The following is an 18,902-nucleotide window of genomic DNA, read 5'->3' on the forward strand; positions in this document are numbered from 1 at the left end:
CAGCCCGAGACGAGCACCCCGCCTGCGGCCAGACGGCCCACACCGATGTGACCGAGTGCCAGGTCAGCTGCCTGAGCAGCAGCCACTGCATGAGTGGGGCCATGCCGCTCGCTGCGACCCTGAGCTCGCCTGCCCTGGCGACGCGGCCCCCTTGCCATACCGGGGTCCGGCCCACTCCTCCCTGCTTCATGGATGAGCGACCTCCCAGAACCGCCTGATTTGCCGCTAACGACCCGGCGCGCCAGTGCCATTGACCTCGTATGCTGTCTATCAGGAGCCCACCATGGCGACCCTTCTCACCTATTCAGCCCCTTGCTGTCGGGCAAGCCCGCCATGCCAGGAATAACCGCCCGAGCCGCCGTACTCATGGCCGGCATGCTGCTGGCCGGCACACAGGCAACGCAGAGTTTCGCGCATGACGAGCCGGCACATACGCATGTCGCTCCAACGAGTGTGAGCCATGCGGCACATGACCATGACCATGACCAACAGGAGCATGGAAGTAAGGCGACCCACGATCACGGTCATCAGCACGATCACGGCCACGACCACCAGGGTCACGACCACGCAGGCAGCGCGGAGAAGCACGACCCTGCTCATCGCACCCACGATGCCGAGCACGCGGAAGCGGCTCATGATGCGCACGATCATGACCACGCACATGACCACGCGCATGAGCATGCTCACGATCGGGCCATGCCGGAGGCATGGGCAGCCCGTGAGAACCCTCTGCCGCTGAGCGCCGAAACCCTTGCCCGCGGTAAGCAGATTTACCAGCAGTACTGCTCCGCCTGCCATGGCCCGCTGGGCCAAGGCGATGGCCTGGCGCCCGCCGTCGCCTACTTCGATCCCAGCCCCACCAACCTGGCGCTGCACGGGCCGGCCCATGGCGCCGCGGAATATGCCTGGATCATCAGCGAGGGCAATGCCGAGAGCGCCATGCCGCGCTTCGACACCAAGCTGAGCGAGAAGGAAATCTGGTCCGTGGTGCACTACATTCGCCATGGCCTGACGCAAGCGCCGGACGAGCAGTACGCCCAGGCTCACCAGCACTGAAAACGAATCGGGCGCCCAAGGGCGCCCGATTCGCTCACGGCCTTACCAAGACTACTAGACGGCCAGTTCGCGCCAGAGCAGATGATCCTCTTCAGGCTCCTCTTCTTCGGGCTCCGGTTCCGGCTCGGGCGCCGGCGTCAGGGCAATGACCTCCCCGCTGGGATTCTCGAGCAGCTCGCGCAGCATTTCGTAGTTCAGGGCCGTTGCCGGCTCGTCATCGTCACGCTGCAGCATGGCCAGCGTTTCCATCAGGTTGGCCATGCCGGTTTCCTGCTCGCCCAGCGCCTCGTAGACCTGCACGTAGGGCGTGTCGCCGTCCCAACCCGCCTTGATCGGCTGGTTGATGAGGTGTACCTGCATACCGACCGGCACGCGGTCGAAGATCGACTCGATGTCCTCGGGGAACATGCGGATGCAGCCGCGGCTTGCCCGCATGCCGATACCATCGGGCAGATTCGTGCCGTGAATGAGATAGCCGGGGATATCGAGCAGGATGGCATGCCTGCCCAGCGGGTTGTCCGGCCCCGGTGGCACCACGGCGGGCGCCGTTTCGCCACGCGCGGCGGCCTCCTCACGTACCGAGCGGGGCGGATACCAGGCCGGGTCCTTGAGCCGCATGGTGGTCTTGGTGATGCCCAGCGGCGTATCGAAACCTTCGCGACCGATGCCGATGGGATAGGTCTCGACGCGCGGTGTCTCACCCTCCTCGTCGGCGGGTAGTAATAGAGCCTGAGTTCGGCCACGTTGATCACGATGCCCTTGCGCTCTACCGGGGGCAGGATGAAGCGGCCGGGAATCAGCACTTCGGTGCCCTCGCCCGGCATCCACACGCTGACATCGGGGTTGGCACGGCGGATCTCTTCGTAGCCGACGTTGTTGGCGCGGGCTATGTCGAGCAGGGTCTCCTCGGCTTGTGCCTTGACAACGTAATCCTCGCCGATGACGTCGCCCTGCTCAGGCAGAGGATAGTGCCCCTTGGGCCACTCCTGCTCCGTTTCGTTGCCGTTTTCCTCCGGTGCTTCCTCGGCCCAGCTCATCCCGGCCAGCAACACGGTGGCCAGTATGCCCAGACCAAGGGACAACCAGGTCTGGCGTCGCAAGAGCCAGTTGCACTCACGTACCGTAGCGTAAAGGTTCATAGCATTGCCTCTTGCCTGTCCATCCTTAGGAAACTAATGAAAAATGCCTCTATCATAACGATCTGTGCCAGTTTCGACACCTCAAGGGCTCCAGGTTCACCATTCGCCGGCTCACAATACGGGGGCAAAGAGATAGGCGCCCCGCCCGGCGACACGATGCCAAAGCGGCCGGTCGAGAATGTCCTCAGCCGTCATCTGGCGCGATCTGGCGAAGTCACGGTCGAACATCGCTTCCACATCGCTGGCAAACTCCCGGTCCATGATCAGCGCCGTCACCTCGAAGTTGAGGCGGAAGGAGCGATTGTCGAGGTTCACCGTGCCCACGGCGGCCCAGACGTCGTCCACCAGAAACGCCTTGCCGTGCAGAAAGCCTTCCTGATAGCGATGAATTTCGACCCCGGCGTCGATCAGCGGCCCCAGGAAGGCATAGGCCGCATAGAAGGTCAGCAGATTGTCCGGTCGCTCGGGAATCAGGATCCTGACATCGATACCGTTGAGTGCCGCCAGCTTGAGCATACCCTGCACCCCTCGTCGGGAACGAAATAGGGGCTCGAGATCCAGATCCGCTCGCGCGCGGAATGAATCGCCTGCTGGATCATCAGGCTGGCGGTCTCGAAGCGATCCGCCGGACCGGTGGGCAGGATCAGCGCCGGCACCCCATTGACCGACGGCACGGCCGGCTCCCAGGGCAGATCGGGCACCTCCTCGGTGGCCCAATGCCAGTCCTCGATGAAGACGAGCTGCAGCGCCAGCGCCGCCGGCCCCTCCAGCTTGAGATGCGTATCCCGCCAGGGCCCTAGCTTGCGGTGCCCTTGCAGGTATTCGTCGCCGACGTTGAAGCCGCCGACCCAGGCCCTCGCGCCATCGGCCACCACGATCTTGCGGTGATTGCGAAAGTTGAGCTGGAAGCGGTTGCCCGGCCCACGCGTCGAGTGGAAGCGGTGTACGTTCACCCCGGCATCGCGCAGCGCCTGCAGATAGGCGTTCGGCAGCTTGTAGCTACCGATCTCGTCGTACAGGAAATAGACCTCGACACCTTCGCTGGCCTTGGCAATCAGGCGCTGCTGGAGCTCGCGGCCGAGGTCGTCGTTGCGCACGATGTAGAACTGCACCAGCAGGTAACGCTCCGCAGCGTCGATACCGGCAAAGATGCTGGCGAAGGTCTCCTCGCCGTCGATCAACAGCGTGGCGTCGTTACCGCCCAGGTAAGGCAGCTTGGCCAACTGCTCCACGCCGGCCAGGTGACGGTGCTCGTGCGGCCACTCGACGCCATGCGCGCGCAGCTCGCCGAGCTTGTCCGCCAGGGCTCGGGCCAGCTCGGAATCCTCGTCACGCCGCGAGGTGACATAGCCTTCGAAGGTGTTGCGCCCGAAGATCCAGTAGGTCGGCACGGCGACGTAGGGAATGGTGTTGAGCGAGACGATCCAGGCGATTGCCCCTGGGACGTGCGGCTCGACATCAGCGCTTCCACCGACGAGACCAGCCCTACCACATGCGCCACCAGCATGAACACGGCCAGCTTGCCCCAGGAGCGGCGCCCCCGGGGCCGTGAGCGCGTCAACCAGGCGACCATCAACTCGCCTCTTGCACGGAAGTCGACACCGCGACTCGCTCATCGCGAGCCTGCCGCCGCGACCATGCGATAAGCGCTGCGCCGGCGGCGATCATCGGCAGGGTCAGCAGCATGCCCATGGTCACCCAGCCGAAGGCGATGAAACCGATATGGGCATCGGGCAGGCGCACGAACTCCACGGCAAAGCGGAAGACCCCATAGAGCAGCAGGAACAGCCCCGATACCAGACCTCTGCGCCGAGGGCGGCTCGAGATCCACCACAGCACCGCGAACAGCACCACACCCTCGAGGGCAAACTCGTAGAGCGCCGAAGGGTGGCGTGGCTCGGGCCCCAGGTGCGGGAACGGCATGGCCCAGGGCAGATCGCTCACGCGTCCCGGCAGTTCGTGGTTGATGAAGTTGCCGATGCGCCCAGCGCCCAGCCCTATCGGCACCAGCGGAGCGATGAAATCGGTCAGCTGGAAGAAGGCGAGATTCTTCTTGCGCGCAAACAGCAGCGCCGCCAGCAGCACGCCGATCAGGCCGCCATGAAAACTCATTCCCCCATCCCAGAGCCGGAAGGCCCACAGCGGGTTGGCCAGGAACTGCTCCATACCGTAGAACAGCACATACCCCAGGCGTCCTCCGGCCACCACGCCGATGGCGGCATAGAACAGCAGATCGCCAATGTCGTCATGAGTGAGCCCCAGGCGATGGGCGCGATAGCGCCCCAGCAGCCAAGCGGCGACGAAGCCCACCACGTACATCAACCCATACCAGTGTATCTGCAGCGGCCCGATGGCGATGGCCACCGGATCGATGTCGGGATAGTTCATCTCGATCATGCTCCTTGCAGGCACATGGCTGGAGCCATCGCACCTGCGGCGAATTGAGTGTGAATGCCGCTGAGCATCGACATTCCGAATCCAATGCCGGGCACAGCGACACCGCTGTGCGGGCAAGCATCATTCAGAAAGGGGCAGGCGCTATGCCCGCGGAGGGCGCTCCGGTCGCTCGCGAGGGGCGTGGAGAAGCGTCGTGTCGACGGGCCGACGAGGCTCGAGTGAGCGAGGGGCCACTGAGGCAAGCGCTAGGCCGGCACTGGAGCAAACCGGTGTTGCACTCGTACAGGCAGGTTGTTCGCCCCCTGGGCTTGGCCGTTGTCGGCCTCGAACACGAGGCCAGCGTCCAGAGACGAAGAGGTGCCCGTCTGGCAATCGGCGTCAGCGTAATTCCAGGCGCCCAGGGCCACCTGCGGCAGCGTAAGCACGATGCCGAAGAGGAGACAGAGCAGCCAGGCGAAAGGGCGAGAACGCATCGAAATGGATCAACCGAGTGTAGGTCATGGTCGTGCCTAGTCTTCCATGCTCGCAAGCGAGTCGCAAGCGCCCCTGTTCTCATGACAAAAAAAGCAAGAAAACAACAAACCTATGTGCGGCACCCAGGTTGAGAAAAGCGATGCTGATTGATACAAGTCAAAGGGAGGCTCAGCGGGTTCGTCTATTCTGATATTGCCTATTCAAGTCGGAGCGCTACGCCATGTCGCAGCGAGCATCCACTGTCACGCAGCACCGCATCACCCGCCGCGGGTGGTGCCGCAGCTGGCTTTTCAGCCTGCTGCTGCTGTCGATGGCCGTAGTGTTCGGCGTTCAGGCCACGGCGCATCCAGCGCCGGCATCCCCACACTCCGTCGTCGAAAGCCTTGCGCAAGCGAACCCGCCAGCACCTGCGCCACACTGCGAGCACGGCCACAGCGGGGAACATGCCGCAGAGCTCCTGCTGCGCGCGGAGCGCCTGGACGTCGATGGCACTCCTTGCCATCGCCCTGTTCCCGCGGTGACACCGCCGCCCGTCGCCGTCACCATCGGCCTGCCCAGTGCCGCTCCCACGCTTGCCAACCCACCGCTCTATCTGTTGACGAAGCGCCTGCGTCCCTGACTCTTCTGCAGCACCCCATCTGTCTTGCGGCAATTCCCGGTGACGTCCCACTGGACGCTCGCCAATTCCGGCAGCAAACCCCGAGCGTTCACGCTCACAGGAGAACGACATGAAACTGCGCAAGCTCGCAATTGCCACGGGTCTCGCCCTGGCTATCGGTACTACCGCCTCCAGCCTGACTCTTGCCCAGGGGATGGGGCCAGGAGGCGGCATGATGGGCGGTGGCATGGGCCCCGGCATGATGGGCGGTGGCATGGGCCCCGGCATGATGGACGGTGGCATGGGCCCCGGCATGATGGGCGGTGGCATGGGCCCCGGCATGATGGGCGGCGGCATGGGTCCCGGCATGATGGGCGGCGGCATGATGCCCTGCCCGATGATGGATGGCGCCAAAGGCATGATGCAGATGCTCGAGCCCGAACAGCGCAGCGAACTGCGCGAACTCATGCGTGAGCATCGCCCCGCCCAGTTCGAGCGCATGGGGCAGCTGATGAACCTGCGCGACGACCTGATGGCTGCCATGCATACCGAACGGCCCGATCCTGAAGAGGTGCAGGCCATTCATGCCCAGATGGCGGAACTCCATGGCGAGATGATGGCGGAGATGGTGCGCATGCGTAACGCCATGCACGACCTGCTCACCGACGAGCAGCGCGAGCAATGGCAACAGCAGGCCACACCGCAAGCCGACGAGTCGGATGACCACGCGGCCCACCACTGATCGTCGATAGTCGCCTGGTATCGGGCGGCCGGCCACGGCCGCCCGGGAACACGGCGCGAGGGAGCATGCGATGACCACAGCGACGAAACGGATCACCCTGACAGTACCCGGCATGGGCAGCGACCACTGTGCCGGTATCGTACGCACGACGCTCCAGCGCCTCGACGGCGTCGGCGAAATCCAGACCAATATCGCCAGCCACCGAGTCAGCGTCGGCGTTGAGCAGGGCGGCCCCGACGCCGATGCCTTGAAGCAGGCGGTGGTGGGGGCCGGCTATGACGTCGCGGCGGTAAGCGGCGAAGCCGAGGCGGATGGCGAGGCAGATGCCGTCATCGAGGAAGGCTACCTGCGTCAGGCCCGCAAGCGGCTGTGGATCGCCGGCGTGCCCACCACGCTGATCATGATCCTGATGATGCCGCACATGTTCTGGCAGCCGATTCCCGGCTACCTGGCCATCGTCGCCCTGCTCGCCTTCCCGGTGGTGTTCCTGTATGGCGGTGCGGCCACCCATCGCTCGAGCTGGCGCTCGCTGAAGAACGGCACCTTCAACATGGATGTGCTGATCTCCATGGGCAGCCTGCCGCCCTACCTGATCGGCCTGATCGGCTTCGTCTACCCGATGACCTCCTTCATCGAGATGGCGGCCACCATCATGACCTTTCATCTGCTGGGTCGTTATCTCGAGGCACTGGCCAAGGGGCGCGCTTCGCAAGCCATTCGTCGCCTGCTGACCCTCGGCGCCAAGACCGCTCGAGTGGAACGCGGTGGCGAAGAGGTAGAAGTGCCGGTGAAGGAGCTCGAGCCCGGCGACATCATGGTCGTGCGCCCCGGCGACAAGATCCCCACCGACGGCGAGGTGATCGAGGGCGAGAGCCACCTCGACGAATCCATCGCCACCGGCGAATCGATCCCCGTCTACAAGAGCGTCGGCGACAGCGTGATCGGCGCCACCATCAACAAGGAGGGGCGGCTGCGAGTGAGGGCCACCAAGGTCGGTGGCGATACCTTCCTCTCCCAGGTGGTACGCCTGATCGACCAGGCCCAGGGCTCGCGGGTGCCGATCCAGGAGTTCGCCGACCGCATGACCGGCCGCTTCGTGCCGGCGGTGCTGCTGATCTCGCTGGCCAGCCTGGTCGCCTGGCTGCTGATTCCCGACGTCTTGCGCCCGATCCTCGACTGGGGCGCGAACTTCCTGCCCTGGGTGAACCCGGAAGCCAGTACACCGGTGCTGGCACTCATCGCCGCCATCGCCGTGCTGGTCATCGCCTGCCCCTGCGCGCTGGGTCTGGCCACGCCGACGGCCCTGATGGTCGGCTCCGGCATCGGCGCCGAGCGCGGCATCCTGATCCGTTCCGGCGAGGCGATCCAGACCTTCAAGGACATCAAGGTCATGGTGCTCGACAAGACCGGCACCATCACCCGCGGCGAGCCGAAGCTCACTGCGGTGGTCACGGCGGAAGGAGTCGAAGAGAAAGAGCTGCTGAGACTGGCGGCAAGCGTCGAGAACGCCTCGGAGCACCCCATCGCTCGCGCCATCGTCGACGGCTCCATCGAGCGCGGCATCAAGCCCGGCGAGGTCAGCGAGTTTCGCTCCACCGGCGCCCGCGGCGTCTCCGGCAGAGTCGAAGACAAGCAGGTGCTGATCGGCAACCGCCGGCTGCTCGAGGAGGAGGGCATCACAGGGCTGGAAGCGCTGGACGCGGCCATGCATGAGCTCGAAGGCAAGGGGCGTACCGCCGTCATCGTCGCCGCCGAGGGCCGTGCCCGAGGTGTCCTGGCAGTCGCCGATACGCTCAAGGGCGAGTCGGTCGAGGCCATTCGCGGGATGCACGCGCTCGGCCTGCACGTGGTAATGATCACCGGCGACAACGAGCGCGCCGCCCGGGCGGTGGCCGCCGAGGTCGGCATCGACGAGGTCCAGGCCGGCGTGCTGCCCGAAGGCAAGGTCGAGGCCATTCGCAAGCTGCAGGAGAAGCACGGCCCCCACGTGGCCATGGTGGGTGACGGTATCAACGATGCCGCCGCCCTCAAGCAGGCCAACGTCGGTATCGCCATCGGCGCCGGCGCCGACGTGGCCATCGAGGCCGCCGACGTGACCCTGGTACGCGGCGAGCTCACCGGCGTGGTGGAGGCCATGCACCTCTCCCGCGCCACCTTCAGCAAGATCGTGCAGAACCTGCTGTGGGCCAGCGGCTACAACGTGGCAGCGATTCCCATGGCCGCCGCAGGCCTGCTGCACCCCATGATCGGCGTCATCGCCATGACCGCCAGTTCGCTGTCGGTGATCGGCAATTCGCTGCTGCTCAAGCGCCGTTACGCCCGCCTACAACCCCGAGGAGATGCCTCATGAACGCCCTTCCCGACCCCCGGCCGCAGAAATCCCATCAGGACCGCGGCTCGAGGGATGAATCCCGAGGCTCGTCTTCAGGCGGTTTGCACGCCTGGCTGATGCCCCTCTGCCTGATCCTGATGGGCGGCGCCTTCGTCCTGGTCATGTGGCGCGGACAAACCGCTGGCGGCGCCTGGCTGCTGCTGCCCATGCTGCTATGCCTGGGCATGCACTTCCTGATGCACCGTCATGGCCATGGCCATCGGCATCGCGATGAGTGACGGTGATGAGTTGCGCTGGGTCAATGCAGCGCAGCTCGTCTCGCCTTAGGATGAGACCAAGCACCGTGAGGCAACACCATGACGCGATTCGCCCCTTTTAACCTGCAACATCGACGCATCCTGCGCTTGCTGGCGCTGCTGCTCGCGTTGCTGGTGGCGATGAGCAGCCTCACGACGCACGCCGCCATACAGGCCGACTCGGTCGACTGCATCGCCGTCGAACAGCTTCATGAAGCAAACGACAGCGAAGAACATAACTGCGGCACCTGCACCGCAGTTATACCCCGCACGCGGCTGGCTCTCACCGGGCCCGCCGAGCAAACGGCCACGCCCGACGCGGCCTTCATGCCCCACTCCTCGTTGCCCCCGCAGCGCCCTCCTAGAGCCTGATCGACATCGGCGGCCTCGCCGCCTGGCCATTCCGAGCCGTACACGATTTCGTAGATCAGGAGTTTCATCATGACCCTTTTTCGCAAAGGCACCCTTGCTCGTCGCCCCGTCACCGCTGCCATTTCCCACACACACCTGGCCACGCGGTTCCACCCTGCCTTCGGCTGGCTGCTCGCCGTCGGTCTGACGCTTGCCAGCACCGTCAGCCAGGCCGGTCAGATGCCTCACGGCCAAGTGTTCACCGCCAACGAGCATGGCGCCTCGCTGACTCATATCCAACTGGACGAAGGCACCACGACCACACATGACATCGCCATCGCACCGCATAACGTTCAGGTCAGCGCCGACGGGCGCTACCTGCTGGCGGTCGGCGAGCGCGCCGGACACGCGCATGGCGACGATGGCCACACCCATGGCGACGAGCCAGGCAAGCTGAAGGTGTTCGATGCCCTCGATTTCGATGGCACACCGCTCGCCGTCATACCGGTAGGCAGCCATCCGGCGCACGTGGTGAGCGACCTGAGCAGCCAGTTCGCCTTCGTGACCAATGCCGGCGATGCCAGCGTGTCGGTGATCGATCTGACCGCCCGGGAAGTGGTCGCCACCATCGCCACCGGAGAGTACCCCCACGGCCTGCGTCTGAGCCCCGACGGGAGCGAACTCTACGTGGCCAACGTGATGGATGGCAGCGTCTCGGTGATCGACGTGGCAGCCCGCGAGGAAGTAGCGCGCATCCCCGTGGGGGCAACCCCCGTACAGGTGGGCTTTACCGCCGACGGCGCCCAGCTCTACGTCTCGCTGCGTGACGAGAACCGAGTGGCGGTGATCGACACCGCCACTCGGGAAGTCACCACCGCGGTCGAGGTCAATCGGCTGCCGATCCAGGTCTACGGCACCCCAGATAGCCGGCTCATGCTGGTGGCCAATGAAGGAACGAGCGACGAGCCCGACAACCGCGTCTCGGTGATCGACACCGCTACCCAGCAGATCGTTGCCACCCATGAGGTCGGTGCGGGCGCTCACGGCATCAGCATCGACGCCAGCGGTCGCTTCGCCTTCGTTACCAGCCTGTTCGACGATTCGCTGTCGATCATCGATCTGACAACCGGCGACATCGTTGCCACCCATGCCACCGGCCACGGTCCCAACGGCGTGACCTGGCTGGCCCACTGAGAAGGAGCACCACCATGATGACCGACTGCCTCGCCCTGATGGGCCACATGAGCTGGCTGGGCTGGCTGTTGCCGCTAGCCGTTCTCGCTCTGCTGGGCCTCGGCATTGCCGCCCTGCTCAAGTACCTGTTCACCTCGTCCAAGCCCACCACCGGAGCAAGCTCATGAACCCTCGTACCTCATCCCTGCTGCTTTCCGCCAGCCTGCTGCTGAGCGCCGCCGGCACCGCCCACGCCGCACTGCCCGCCGAGGCCACCCTCTACATGAACCCCGAGTGCGGCTGCTGTCACGAGTATGCCCGCCAACTGGAAGAGAAAGGCGTCTCGGTCACCATCATCGACGACGTGGAAGTCGGCAAGATCAAGCAGCAGGTCGGCCTGCCCTTCGGCCTGGGTTCCTGCCACACCATGCTGATGGGCGACTACGCCATCGAGGGCCACGTGCCCTTCGAAGCCGTGGAGCGACTGTTCCAGGAGCGCCCGAGGATCGGCGGCATCGGGCTGGCCGGCATGCCCATCGGCACCCCCGGCATGCCCGGACCCAAGCGCGGTGACTGGGACGTCTACCAGTTCACCGATCAGGAGCCGATGCCGTTCATGACGCTGTGAGACTGACAGGCACCGGTGCGGCCGGTGCCTTCGTCGCGGGTGGACATCGAGCAGACCATCAGAAGAACGTCAGCCCGACCTGGAACAGCCGCTCGACGTCGCGGATGCGGCGCTTGTCAATCACGAACAGGATCAGGTGGTCGCCGGACTCCACCACCACGTCGTCGTGGGCGATCAGCACCTCCTTGCCGCGCACGATGGCACCGATGGTGGTGCCGCGTGGCAGGTCGATCTCGCCGATGGCGCGGCCCACTACCTTCGACGACTGGGTGTCGCCGTGGGCGATGGCCTCGATGGCCTCGGCGGCGCCACGACGCAGCGAGTGCACGTTGACGATGTCGCCGCGGCGCACGTGGGTCAGCAGGCTGCCGATGGTGGCCTGCTGCGGCGAGATGGCGATGTCGATCTCGCCGCCCTGCACCAGGTCGACGTAGGCGGCGTTGTTGATCAGCGTGAGGACCTTCTTGGCGCCCATGCGCTTGGCCAGCATCGACGACATGATGTTGACCTCGTCGTCGTTGGTCAGCGCGCAGAAGATGTCGCACTCCTCGATGTTCTCCTCTTCCAGCAGGCGCTTGTTGGTGGCGCTGCCGTGCAGCACCACGGTGCGGTTGAGGCGTTCGGAGAGCACCGTGCAGCGCTCCAGGCCATGCTCGATGATCTTGACCTGGTGGCTGTGCTCGAGGTGTTCGGCGAGACGCTCGCCGATGTTGCCGCCGCCGGCGATCACCACCCGGCGGAAGTCGCGGTCGACCCGGCGCAGCTCGCTCATCACCGCGCGGATGTCGCGCCGGGCGGCGATGAAGAAGACCTCGTCGTCGGCCTCGATCACGGTGTCGCCACGCGGGATGATCGGCCGGTTGCGGCGGTAGATGGCCGCCACCCGGGTGTCGACGCTGGGCATGTGGCGGCGCAGGAAGCCGAGGTCCTGACCCACCAGCGGGCCGCCGTAGTAGGCCTTCACCGCCACCAGCTGCACCAGGCCGCCGGCGAACTCGAGCACCTGCAGTGCACCGGGGTGTTCGATCAACCGGCGAATGTGGTCGGTGACCACCTGCTCGGGGCTGATCAAGACGTCGATGGGCACCGCCTCGTGGGCGAACAGCCCCTTGCGGGTGAGGTAGGCGGTGGCGCGCACCCGGGCGATCTTGGTGGGTGTGCGAAACAGGGTATGGGCGACCTGGCAGGCGATCATGTTGACCTCGTCCTGGCTGGTCACCGCGATCAGCATGTCAGCATCTTCGCAGCCGGCCTGGCGCAGCACCACAGGGTAGGAGCCGGGGCCCACCACGGTGCGGATGTCGAGCCGGGTGTGCAGCTCGCGCAGCCGTTCGCCGTCGGTGTCCACCACGGTGATGTCGTTCTCCTCGCGGGCCAGGTGTTCGGCCAGCGTGCCGCCGACCTGGCCGGCCCCCAGGATGATGATCTTCATCTCACAGCTCCTTGCGGCATGCTCAAGACTCTTCCAGTGGATCGACCAGCAGGCGGTAGCCGATGCCGGCTTCGGTTTGCAGCAACCGGGGCGCATGGGGGTCGTCACCCAGCTTGTGACGCAGCTTGCTGATGACGATGCGCAGATAGTGGGTGTCGTGTGTGTGAGTGGGGCCCCAGACGTGGCGCAGCAGTTGGGTCTGGCTCACCACCCGGCCGGCATGGCGTGCCAACTGGTCGAGCACGGCGTACTCCTTGGGGGTGAGGTGCACGGCGTTGCCTTCCAGCGTCACGCGGCGCGCCGCCAGATCGATCTCGAGCCCTGCGCGCCCCAGACGCAGCGTGCTGAAGCCGCTCCCCGCCACGTTCTGGCGCCTCAATAGCCCACGAATCCGTGCCAGCAGCTCCTGTATGCCGAACGGTTTGGTGACGTAGTCGTTGGCCCCCGAGTCGAGTGCACGCACCTTTTCCGCCTCCTGCTCCCGCACCGACACCACGATGACCGGGACCTGGCTGGTCCTGCGCAGCTCGTCGAGCACACGCTGCCCATCCATGTCCGGCAGCCCGAGATCCAGCAGCACCAGGTCGGGCCGCTGAGTGTCGGCCAGCTCGAGTCCTTCTCTCCCCGAGCCCGCCTCACTGACGTCGAAGCCCTGGGACAGCAGGCTGATACGCAGGAAGCGGCGGATCTGCGGCTCGTCATCGACGATGAGTATGCGCGAGCGTTCAGTCGTCATCGGCGGCCGCCTCCTCGGGGTTGGCCAGCGGCAGTCGCATGACGATGGCAGTGCCACGCCCATCGGGTCCGGGCAGCGCTTCGACGCTGCCGCCATGGGCACCCAGCATGCCACGGCAGATGGCCAAGCCCAGCCCGCTGCCGTGGCGCCCCCTGTCGCCCTCGCCGCCGGTGAAGAACATGTCGAAAACCGCCTCGCGCTGCGCCGGCGGGATGCCCGGTCCTTCGTCGGTGATGCGAATCTCCAGGCCGCGATGGGTGGCGTCGAGACCCGCCACGATTCCCACCTTCCCGCCCGGCGGCGAAAAACGCACGGCGTTGTCGATGACATTGACCAGCGCCTGCTCGATCAGCGCCGGGTGTACGTAGAGCAACGGCAGCCCAGCCGCCCCTCGCGCTCCACTCTCACGCCTTCCAACGAGGCACCGAGCCGTTTCAGCGCCGCGGTGATGAGGTCGTCGAGCGAGACCCAGTCCCGCTCGAGCTTGAGGCCGCCATGGCCGAGCCGTGTCATGTCGAGCAGATTCTGGATATAGCGGTTGAGGCGCTCACTTTCGGCCAGGATGCCATCGAGCAACTCATGCCGATCGGCGCGGCTGAGCTGTGGCTCCAGTTCTCTGAGCGAGCTTGCCGACCCGATGATCGAAGCGAGCGGCGTACGCAGGTCGTGGGATACCGATGAAAGCAGCGCCGAGCGCAGCCGCTCGTTCTCTTCCGAGAGCCGTGAAGTGCCCAGCTCTGCCACCAGCCGCGTACGCTCCAGGGCCATGCCGAGCTGACGGGTCAAGGTAACGATCATCGTCTCCTGATCGGGGCCCAGGGGACGGTCACGCACGGCGAGCTCCAGCCCCAGGACTCCCAGCACACGCTCCTGTTCGACGAGCGGAATGAAGCGCCAGCGCAGCCCCGACTGTGTCGCCGTGCCGGTACCGCTCGGCTTGCGATGCTGCCAGCTCCATGCGGCGGCGGCTTCCTCTGCGGGGCTCAGCCTGACGTTCGCCGGTAACGCACAGCGTAGTGACAGGCCGGTGCCTGCCTCATCCTCATCGAGGAACGCCACCGGCACTCCCAGCCAGCGCTCCAGCGTGGTGACGCCGGCGTCACGCACCTGCTCCCGGTCGGTGGCAACGGAGAGCGCGCGGGAGAAAGTGAGCAGTCGATGGGTCTGTTCACGGCTGCTGCGCAGCGCCATGAGACGCTGCCGTGCGCTGCCGGCGAGCTGGCCGACCACCACTGCCACCAGCAGGAAGAAGATGACGGTCAGCAGCTGCTCGCGCTCGACCATCGCCAGCGAGAAACGCGGCCGAGTGAACAGGAAATTGAAGGCGAGAAACCCCAGCACGGCGGAAATCATGGCGGCACGCGTGCCCGCCAGGGCGGCGCTGGCAAGAACCGCGGCGAGGAAGATCAACGACAGGTTGGCCAGTTCCAGCCAGAACTCCAGTGCCCAGGCCATGGTCACGGCCACCAGGAAACAGCCAGCCACGACCCAAGCCTCGCGCCAACCCAGCGGCTGCCAGCGGCGCAAGTGGTGAGCATGACGAAATCGAGGCCGCGGCCGGGCCTCGGCGACCACCACCAGGTCGTAGGCACCGCCATGATGCAGCACGCGTTCCGCCAGCGGTCGACGCCAGAAGCGCCACCCCGAAGGACGTGTGCGCCCTACCATCAGCGTGGCGACACCCTGCTCCAGCGCATACTCATGCAGCTCCCGGGCCCGCCCTGCTCCCTGCAGGATGCGTACCTCACCTCCGAGTCTGCTCACCAGCGCCAGGGTCTGATCCAGCGCCAGCCGCTGTCTGGGGCCTGCACGGCCGTTGTCGACATGCACCGCCCGCCAGGCGACTCCTCGCGCTGGGCATGGCGATGCGCCGCCCGTACCAGCGCGGCATCTTCCTCGCTGCGGCCGCCCAACGCGACCAGCAACTGCGGCCGCACCGGTTTGACCGGGTCGAGTGAGAGCGCTTCCTGTGGCGGTGGTGACGCTGACATCGTTCCTCCTCACTTGCGCCAGAACATCGGCGTCAGCAGTACCAGTACGGTGAGGATCTCCAGCCGTCCCAGCAGCATGCCGACGCACAGCAGCCATTTCGCCGCATCCGGCAGCGGTGCGAAATTGCCCGCCGGCCCGATGATGTCGCCAAGCCCAGGGCCTACGTTGGCCACCGCGGTAGCGGCTCCCGAAAGGGCCGTGGTGAAATCCAGCCCCATCAGCGCAAGCCCCAGGGCCAGGCCGGCGATGGTGAGGAAGAAGAAGAACGAGAACGCCACCACGCCACGGGTAATGTCGTCGGTGAGCGGCTGGCCGTTGTATCGCGAAGCGAAGACCCCTGGGAGTGGACCAGAAAACGCAGCTGGTTGCGCAGCAGGATGGTGGCCACCTGAAAGCGGAAGATCTTCATGCCGCCGCTGGTGGAACCGCTGCAGCCGCCAATGAAAGTGAGATAGAAGAACGCCACGTAGGCCAGCGGCCCCCAGGCGCTGTAGTCGTCGGAGGCATAGCCGGTGGTGGTGACCACCGAGATGACGTTGAAGGTAACGTGAGTGAGCGCCTCGAACGGCGCCGTACCGTGCCAGATGCGCCACAGCGAGAGGCCCAGAATGACAAGCGCCAGCAGGAACAGCAGTCCCTGCACCTGCTGGTCACGCCACAGCGCCATGCTCGAGCCGCGCAGCGTACGGATGTAGAGCACGAAAGGCAGCGCACCGGTCAGCATGAACAGCGACGCCATCCACAGCAGATGGAGCTGCTCGGCGTAGGCACCGAACGAGGCATCGGAATTGGCGAAGCCGCCGGTAGCCAACGACGTCATGGCGTGCACCACTGCATCCAGCAGCGTCATGCCACCTGCCCAGTAGGCCAACATCGCGATCAGGGTAAAGCCACAATAGATGCCCAGGGTGGCCTTGGCGATGCCACCCGTGCGCGGCATGACCTTGTCCGACCAGTCCGACGACTCGGTATGGAACAGGCGCATGCCGCCCACCTTGAGGAAGGGCAGGATGGCGATACCCATGACGATGATGCCGATACCGCCCAGCCACTGCATGATGCCCCGCCACAGCTTCAGCCCATCGGAAAGATTTTCGATGCCGACCAGGATGGTGGAGCCCGTGGTGGTAATGGCCGATACCGACTCGAACACGGCGTTGGTGAAGCTGAGCTGCGGCGCGCCCAGCACCAGCGGCAGGCTGGCAAAGCCGCTGACGCTGATCCAGCTGAAGGTGGTGACGACAAACATCTGCCAGGGCTTGAGCTCGATCCGCGTGCGAGCCGTGGACAGCCACACCAGCGCCACGGCCACCATCACCAACATGATCGAGAGGCCGAAGGCGCGGGCGTCGGGGTCACGCTCGACGACCAGCACCAGCCAAGGAACGGTCATGAAGACAGCCAGCACCGTCCACAGCACCGACATGACCTTGAGCACGGGCGACCAGCTACGCCAGTGGTACCTGAGCCTGACGCCGACCTCGTTTACACCGTATCCGGCGGTACGCATTCAGCCATCACCTCTGCATCGAGCATGACGGCATGAAAGCACAGCCCTACCTAAAAAAACCGTAAAAAAATCGCCGCTGACCAGCCTCAGCCGCGCGTCACATAGCGCAGGATCTCGACTACCTGCTCGGTGGTGGTCGCCCAGGCCATGGCCGCGGCATCAACCTCCTTCAGCGGGTGGACGATCTCCTCGCCGTGAAGGGTCACGTACGGCTTGCCGAGTGCTGCACAGTAGCCGGCATCGAAGGCTGCATTCCACTGCTTGTACTTGTCGCCGAAGCGCACCACTACCAGGTCGCTCTGCTCGATCAGGGTCTTGGTACGAATGGCATTGACCTTGGCCGACTTGTGGTCGCGCCAGAAGGCGTCGCTTTCGCGCCCCAGGTGGTCGCCTGCGGCATCGCTGGCGTCATGGTCGGTGACAGGCGCGGTGAACACGATGTCCAGACCGGCAGCCTTTGCGCCGCGCTCGATCTCGTCACGCCAGTCGGTATGGATCTCGCCGGATAGGTAGACATGTAAGCTCATCGGGGCGCTCCTGAAGGAAATGGTTCTCCATCATAGCCAGCCGATATTTGTATACAAGTCTTGTGTACCCGTTCGAAATCTCCTTTTTGCCAAAGCGTGCCGTAGCGGCGAGACGGATCCCTACACAAGTTGTAGGCAATCTCTTACAGAATGGAGAGGAAATGGATGACATTCGCAATGCGAAAAAGGCGCTACCTTGAACTTACTCACGCCGGTTCTTGCACAGCAGTCGTGAGTCCCTTGCTTATGCCCGCTCTCCGAGCGGGCTTCTTTTGGTCTCACTGGCCGACCTGTAGCTCATCCCCGACCGAGACGCGCTCCCCCGCACCGCCGAGAAGCGTGGCGTTCTGACCGAAGTAGGCCCCGGGCGCAGCGGCTGCGTCTTCATCTGGATCAGCGTTTGCAGCGGCTCTCCGGGTATGTCGATGGTGCCGCTGGCCTGATCGACGGTGGTGATCTTGCAGCGCTGACAGGGTTTGCGTAGCCCGAAACGATACCTGCCATCCTGGGCGGCCAGCTCGCGCCAACCATCCTCGGCGAAGTCGGGAGCCCCCTCGAGCACGATGTTCGGACGGAAACGGTTCATGGGCAGCGGTGCAAGCCCCTTCTGCGCCAGATTCCGGTTGAGAGCGTCGAGAGAGGCCTGCGAGACAATGAGGAACGGATAGCCGTCGGCGAAGGCAGTATGGGCTTCCTCACCTTGCAGGTAGCGCGACTCGACCGGGCGCCGATGCTCCTCGTCGAAGCGCACCAGACGCAGGCTGCTACCGCGCAGATCGCCCAGCACCGCCGTCAGCCAGTCGCTGGCCTCGGCACCTTCGTCAAGGGCCCGACAGGCGTCGTCCCACACATAGGCGGTCAGCCTCGGCCGATCGCGGCTCGCCAGCTCGATGGCCAGCGGCTCCGCCTCGGGATGTTCCAGCACCAGCCAGTCGCTCTCGAGACGCACCGAGACTCGCGCCATGCCTGGCAGCTGCCGCTGGGTGACGAAGCGCCCCACCTGATCGACCACCATCCAGTGACGGTCATAGGCCAGGCCGCGCACTCCCAGCGTGGCTTGCTGCAGACTGATGCCGCCCAGCGACTTGACCGGATAAACGTTGAGTTTCGATATTTTCACTCTGCTTCCTCTGCCGAACACTTCGTAACTCGCTATAGCAATACGCCCCAATTAAGCTGATGACGCAAGTTGAACCGATGCAAGTCCCAGTGGACCAAGGAGAGGAACCATGCTGAAACGTCTTGCCTTGTTGGCTGCCGCCCTGCTGCTGACCTTCTCGACAACCGCTCATGCCAACGATCTCGAAGGCGAGATCGAGTCGCTGGATCGTGAAGCGCGCACCCTGACCGTTCAGGGCATTGTCTTTCACACCGATGACAATACCGATTACGACGACGGGCTGAGCAGCTTCGACGATCTCGAAGAGGGGCAAAGAGTCGAGATCGATTTCGAGTACGACGGCGAACGCCACCTCGCCAAGGAGATCGAGCTCGAGGACTGACCTCATCGTCCAGCGCT

At 65.0% G+C, this 18,902-nt stretch carries 19 protein-coding genes and 3 pseudogenes; 10 read left to right on the plus strand and 12 right to left on the minus strand.

Annotated elements, in window-relative coordinates; genetic code table 11:
- Positions 1-300 precede the first annotated feature (300 nt).
- Positions 301-651 carry a hypothetical protein gene (locus ACUDAL_RS11300; RefSeq protein WP_444678200.1) on the minus strand — a complete coding sequence of 117 codons (351 nt, stop codon included), beginning with the start codon at positions 649-651 and terminating at the stop codon, positions 301-303.
- A 45-nt stretch (positions 652-696) separates the two neighbouring features.
- Here ACUDAL_RS11300 and ACUDAL_RS11305 point away from each other — a divergent pair, with 45 nt between their 5' ends.
- Positions 697-1,056: a c-type cytochrome gene (locus ACUDAL_RS11305; protein WP_086511154.1), complete on the plus strand. Its 360-nt coding sequence runs from the start codon at positions 697-699 to the stop codon at positions 1,054-1,056.
- A gap of 54 nt (positions 1,057-1,110) precedes the next feature.
- Here ACUDAL_RS11305 and ACUDAL_RS11310 read toward each other — a convergent pair.
- The 3 genes and pseudogenes from ACUDAL_RS11310 to lgt form a co-directional block, all read right to left on the minus strand.
- Positions 1,111-2,195: pseudogene (locus ACUDAL_RS11310) on the minus strand (L,D-transpeptidase family protein).
- A gap of 111 nt (positions 2,196-2,306) precedes the next feature.
- Positions 2,307-3,768: pseudogene (cls, locus tag ACUDAL_RS11315) on the minus strand (cardiolipin synthase).
- A complete protein-coding gene (lgt, locus tag ACUDAL_RS11320) occupies positions 3,768-4,583 on the minus strand; it encodes a prolipoprotein diacylglyceryl transferase (protein WP_191224375.1) in 816 nt (271 codons plus the stop codon). Before lgt ends, cls begins: the two are co-directional and overlap by 1 nt.
- Before the next feature lie 703 nt (positions 4,584-5,286).
- On the opposite strand from lgt, the gene ACUDAL_RS11325 reads away from it, so the two are divergent.
- The 8 genes from ACUDAL_RS11325 to ACUDAL_RS11360 all read left to right on the plus strand — a co-directional run bounded on the left by ACUDAL_RS11325 (position 5,287) and on the right by ACUDAL_RS11360 (position 11,186).
- Entirely contained in the window at positions 5,287-5,685 is a 399-nt protein-coding gene (locus ACUDAL_RS11325) for a hypothetical protein (RefSeq protein WP_444678201.1), read from the plus strand.
- A 109-nt stretch (positions 5,686-5,794) separates the two neighbouring features.
- Positions 5,795-6,406 carry a Spy/CpxP family protein refolding chaperone gene (locus tag ACUDAL_RS11330; protein ID WP_234251128.1) on the plus strand — a complete coding sequence of 204 codons (612 nt, stop codon included), beginning with the start codon at positions 5,795-5,797 and terminating at the stop codon, positions 6,404-6,406.
- A gap of 70 nt (positions 6,407-6,476) precedes the next feature.
- Positions 6,477-8,756 carry a heavy metal translocating P-type ATPase gene (locus tag ACUDAL_RS11335; protein WP_234251127.1) on the plus strand — a complete coding sequence of 760 codons (2,280 nt, stop codon included), beginning with the start codon at positions 6,477-6,479 and terminating at the stop codon, positions 8,754-8,756.
- A gap of 98 nt (positions 8,757-8,854) precedes the next feature.
- Positions 8,855-9,016, plus strand: a complete 162-nt coding sequence (locus ACUDAL_RS11340; protein ID WP_444678202.1) for a DUF2933 domain-containing protein — start codon at positions 8,855-8,857, stop codon at positions 9,014-9,016.
- A gap of 78 nt (positions 9,017-9,094) precedes the next feature.
- A complete protein-coding gene (locus ACUDAL_RS11345; RefSeq protein WP_444678203.1) occupies positions 9,095-9,406 on the plus strand; it encodes a hypothetical protein in 312 nt (103 codons plus the stop codon).
- A 69-nt stretch (positions 9,407-9,475) separates the two neighbouring features.
- Entirely contained in the window at positions 9,476-10,579 is a 1,104-nt protein-coding gene (locus ACUDAL_RS11350; protein ID WP_086511163.1) for a YncE family protein, read from the plus strand.
- Between the two features lie 14 nt (positions 10,580-10,593).
- Complete coding sequence (locus tag ACUDAL_RS11355; RefSeq protein ID WP_176342912.1) at positions 10,594-10,746, plus strand: hypothetical protein; 153 nt, start codon at positions 10,594-10,596, stop codon at positions 10,744-10,746.
- Complete coding sequence (locus ACUDAL_RS11360; protein ID WP_444678204.1) at positions 10,743-11,186, plus strand: DUF411 domain-containing protein; 444 nt, start codon at positions 10,743-10,745, stop codon at positions 11,184-11,186. Before ACUDAL_RS11355 ends, ACUDAL_RS11360 begins: the two co-directional genes overlap by 4 nt.
- A 58-nt stretch (positions 11,187-11,244) precedes the next feature.
- Here the strand turns inward: ACUDAL_RS11360 and trkA are convergent, their stop codons facing one another.
- From trkA to ACUDAL_RS11400, 8 genes and pseudogenes are all read right to left on the minus strand, one after another.
- Complete coding sequence (trkA, locus tag ACUDAL_RS11365; RefSeq protein ID WP_010626617.1) at positions 11,245-12,618, minus strand: Trk system potassium transporter TrkA; 1,374 nt, start codon at positions 12,616-12,618, stop codon at positions 11,245-11,247.
- 22 nt (positions 12,619-12,640) lie between these two features.
- Positions 12,641-13,354, minus strand: a complete 714-nt coding sequence (locus tag ACUDAL_RS11370) for a response regulator (protein WP_444678205.1) — start codon at positions 13,352-13,354, stop codon at positions 12,641-12,643.
- Complete coding sequence (locus tag ACUDAL_RS11375) at positions 13,344-13,727, minus strand: sensor histidine kinase (RefSeq protein ID WP_444678206.1); 384 nt, start codon at positions 13,725-13,727, stop codon at positions 13,344-13,346. Before ACUDAL_RS11375 ends, ACUDAL_RS11370 begins: the two co-directional genes overlap by 11 nt.
- Positions 13,703-15,118, minus strand: coding sequence for a DUF4118 domain-containing protein (locus ACUDAL_RS11380; protein ID WP_444678207.1), 1,416 nt, complete (start codon positions 15,116-15,118; stop codon positions 13,703-13,705). The genes ACUDAL_RS11375 and ACUDAL_RS11380 overlap by 25 nt, the downstream gene beginning before the upstream one ends.
- Positions 15,115-15,345, minus strand: coding sequence for a hypothetical protein (locus tag ACUDAL_RS11385; RefSeq protein ID WP_444678208.1), 231 nt, complete (start codon positions 15,343-15,345; stop codon positions 15,115-15,117). Before ACUDAL_RS11385 ends, ACUDAL_RS11380 begins: the two co-directional genes overlap by 4 nt.
- 9 nt (positions 15,346-15,354) lie before the next feature.
- Positions 15,355-16,856 (minus strand): annotated as a pseudogene (trkI, locus tag ACUDAL_RS11390) (Trk system potassium transporter TrkI).
- Between the two features lie 86 nt (positions 16,857-16,942).
- The gene (locus ACUDAL_RS11395) at positions 16,943-17,383 is read right to left on the minus strand and encodes a YtoQ family protein (protein ID WP_086511171.1); all 441 of its coding nucleotides are present in this window, start codon (positions 17,381-17,383) and stop codon (positions 16,943-16,945) included.
- Between the two features lie 244 nt (positions 17,384-17,627).
- Entirely contained in the window at positions 17,628-18,503 is an 876-nt protein-coding gene (locus ACUDAL_RS11400) for an MOSC domain-containing protein (protein WP_444678209.1), read from the minus strand.
- A gap of 109 nt (positions 18,504-18,612) precedes the next feature.
- Here ACUDAL_RS11400 and ACUDAL_RS11405 point away from each other — a divergent pair, with 109 nt between their 5' ends.
- The gene (locus ACUDAL_RS11405) at positions 18,613-18,885 is read left to right on the plus strand and encodes a DUF5666 domain-containing protein (RefSeq protein ID WP_086511173.1); all 273 of its coding nucleotides are present in this window, start codon (positions 18,613-18,615) and stop codon (positions 18,883-18,885) included.
- Positions 18,886-18,902 lie beyond the last annotated feature (17 nt).

Origin of the sequence: Halomonas sp. E19 (assembly GCF_052439355.1) — a bacterium.
Classification (GTDB): domain Bacteria; phylum Pseudomonadota; class Gammaproteobacteria; order Pseudomonadales; family Halomonadaceae; genus Halomonas.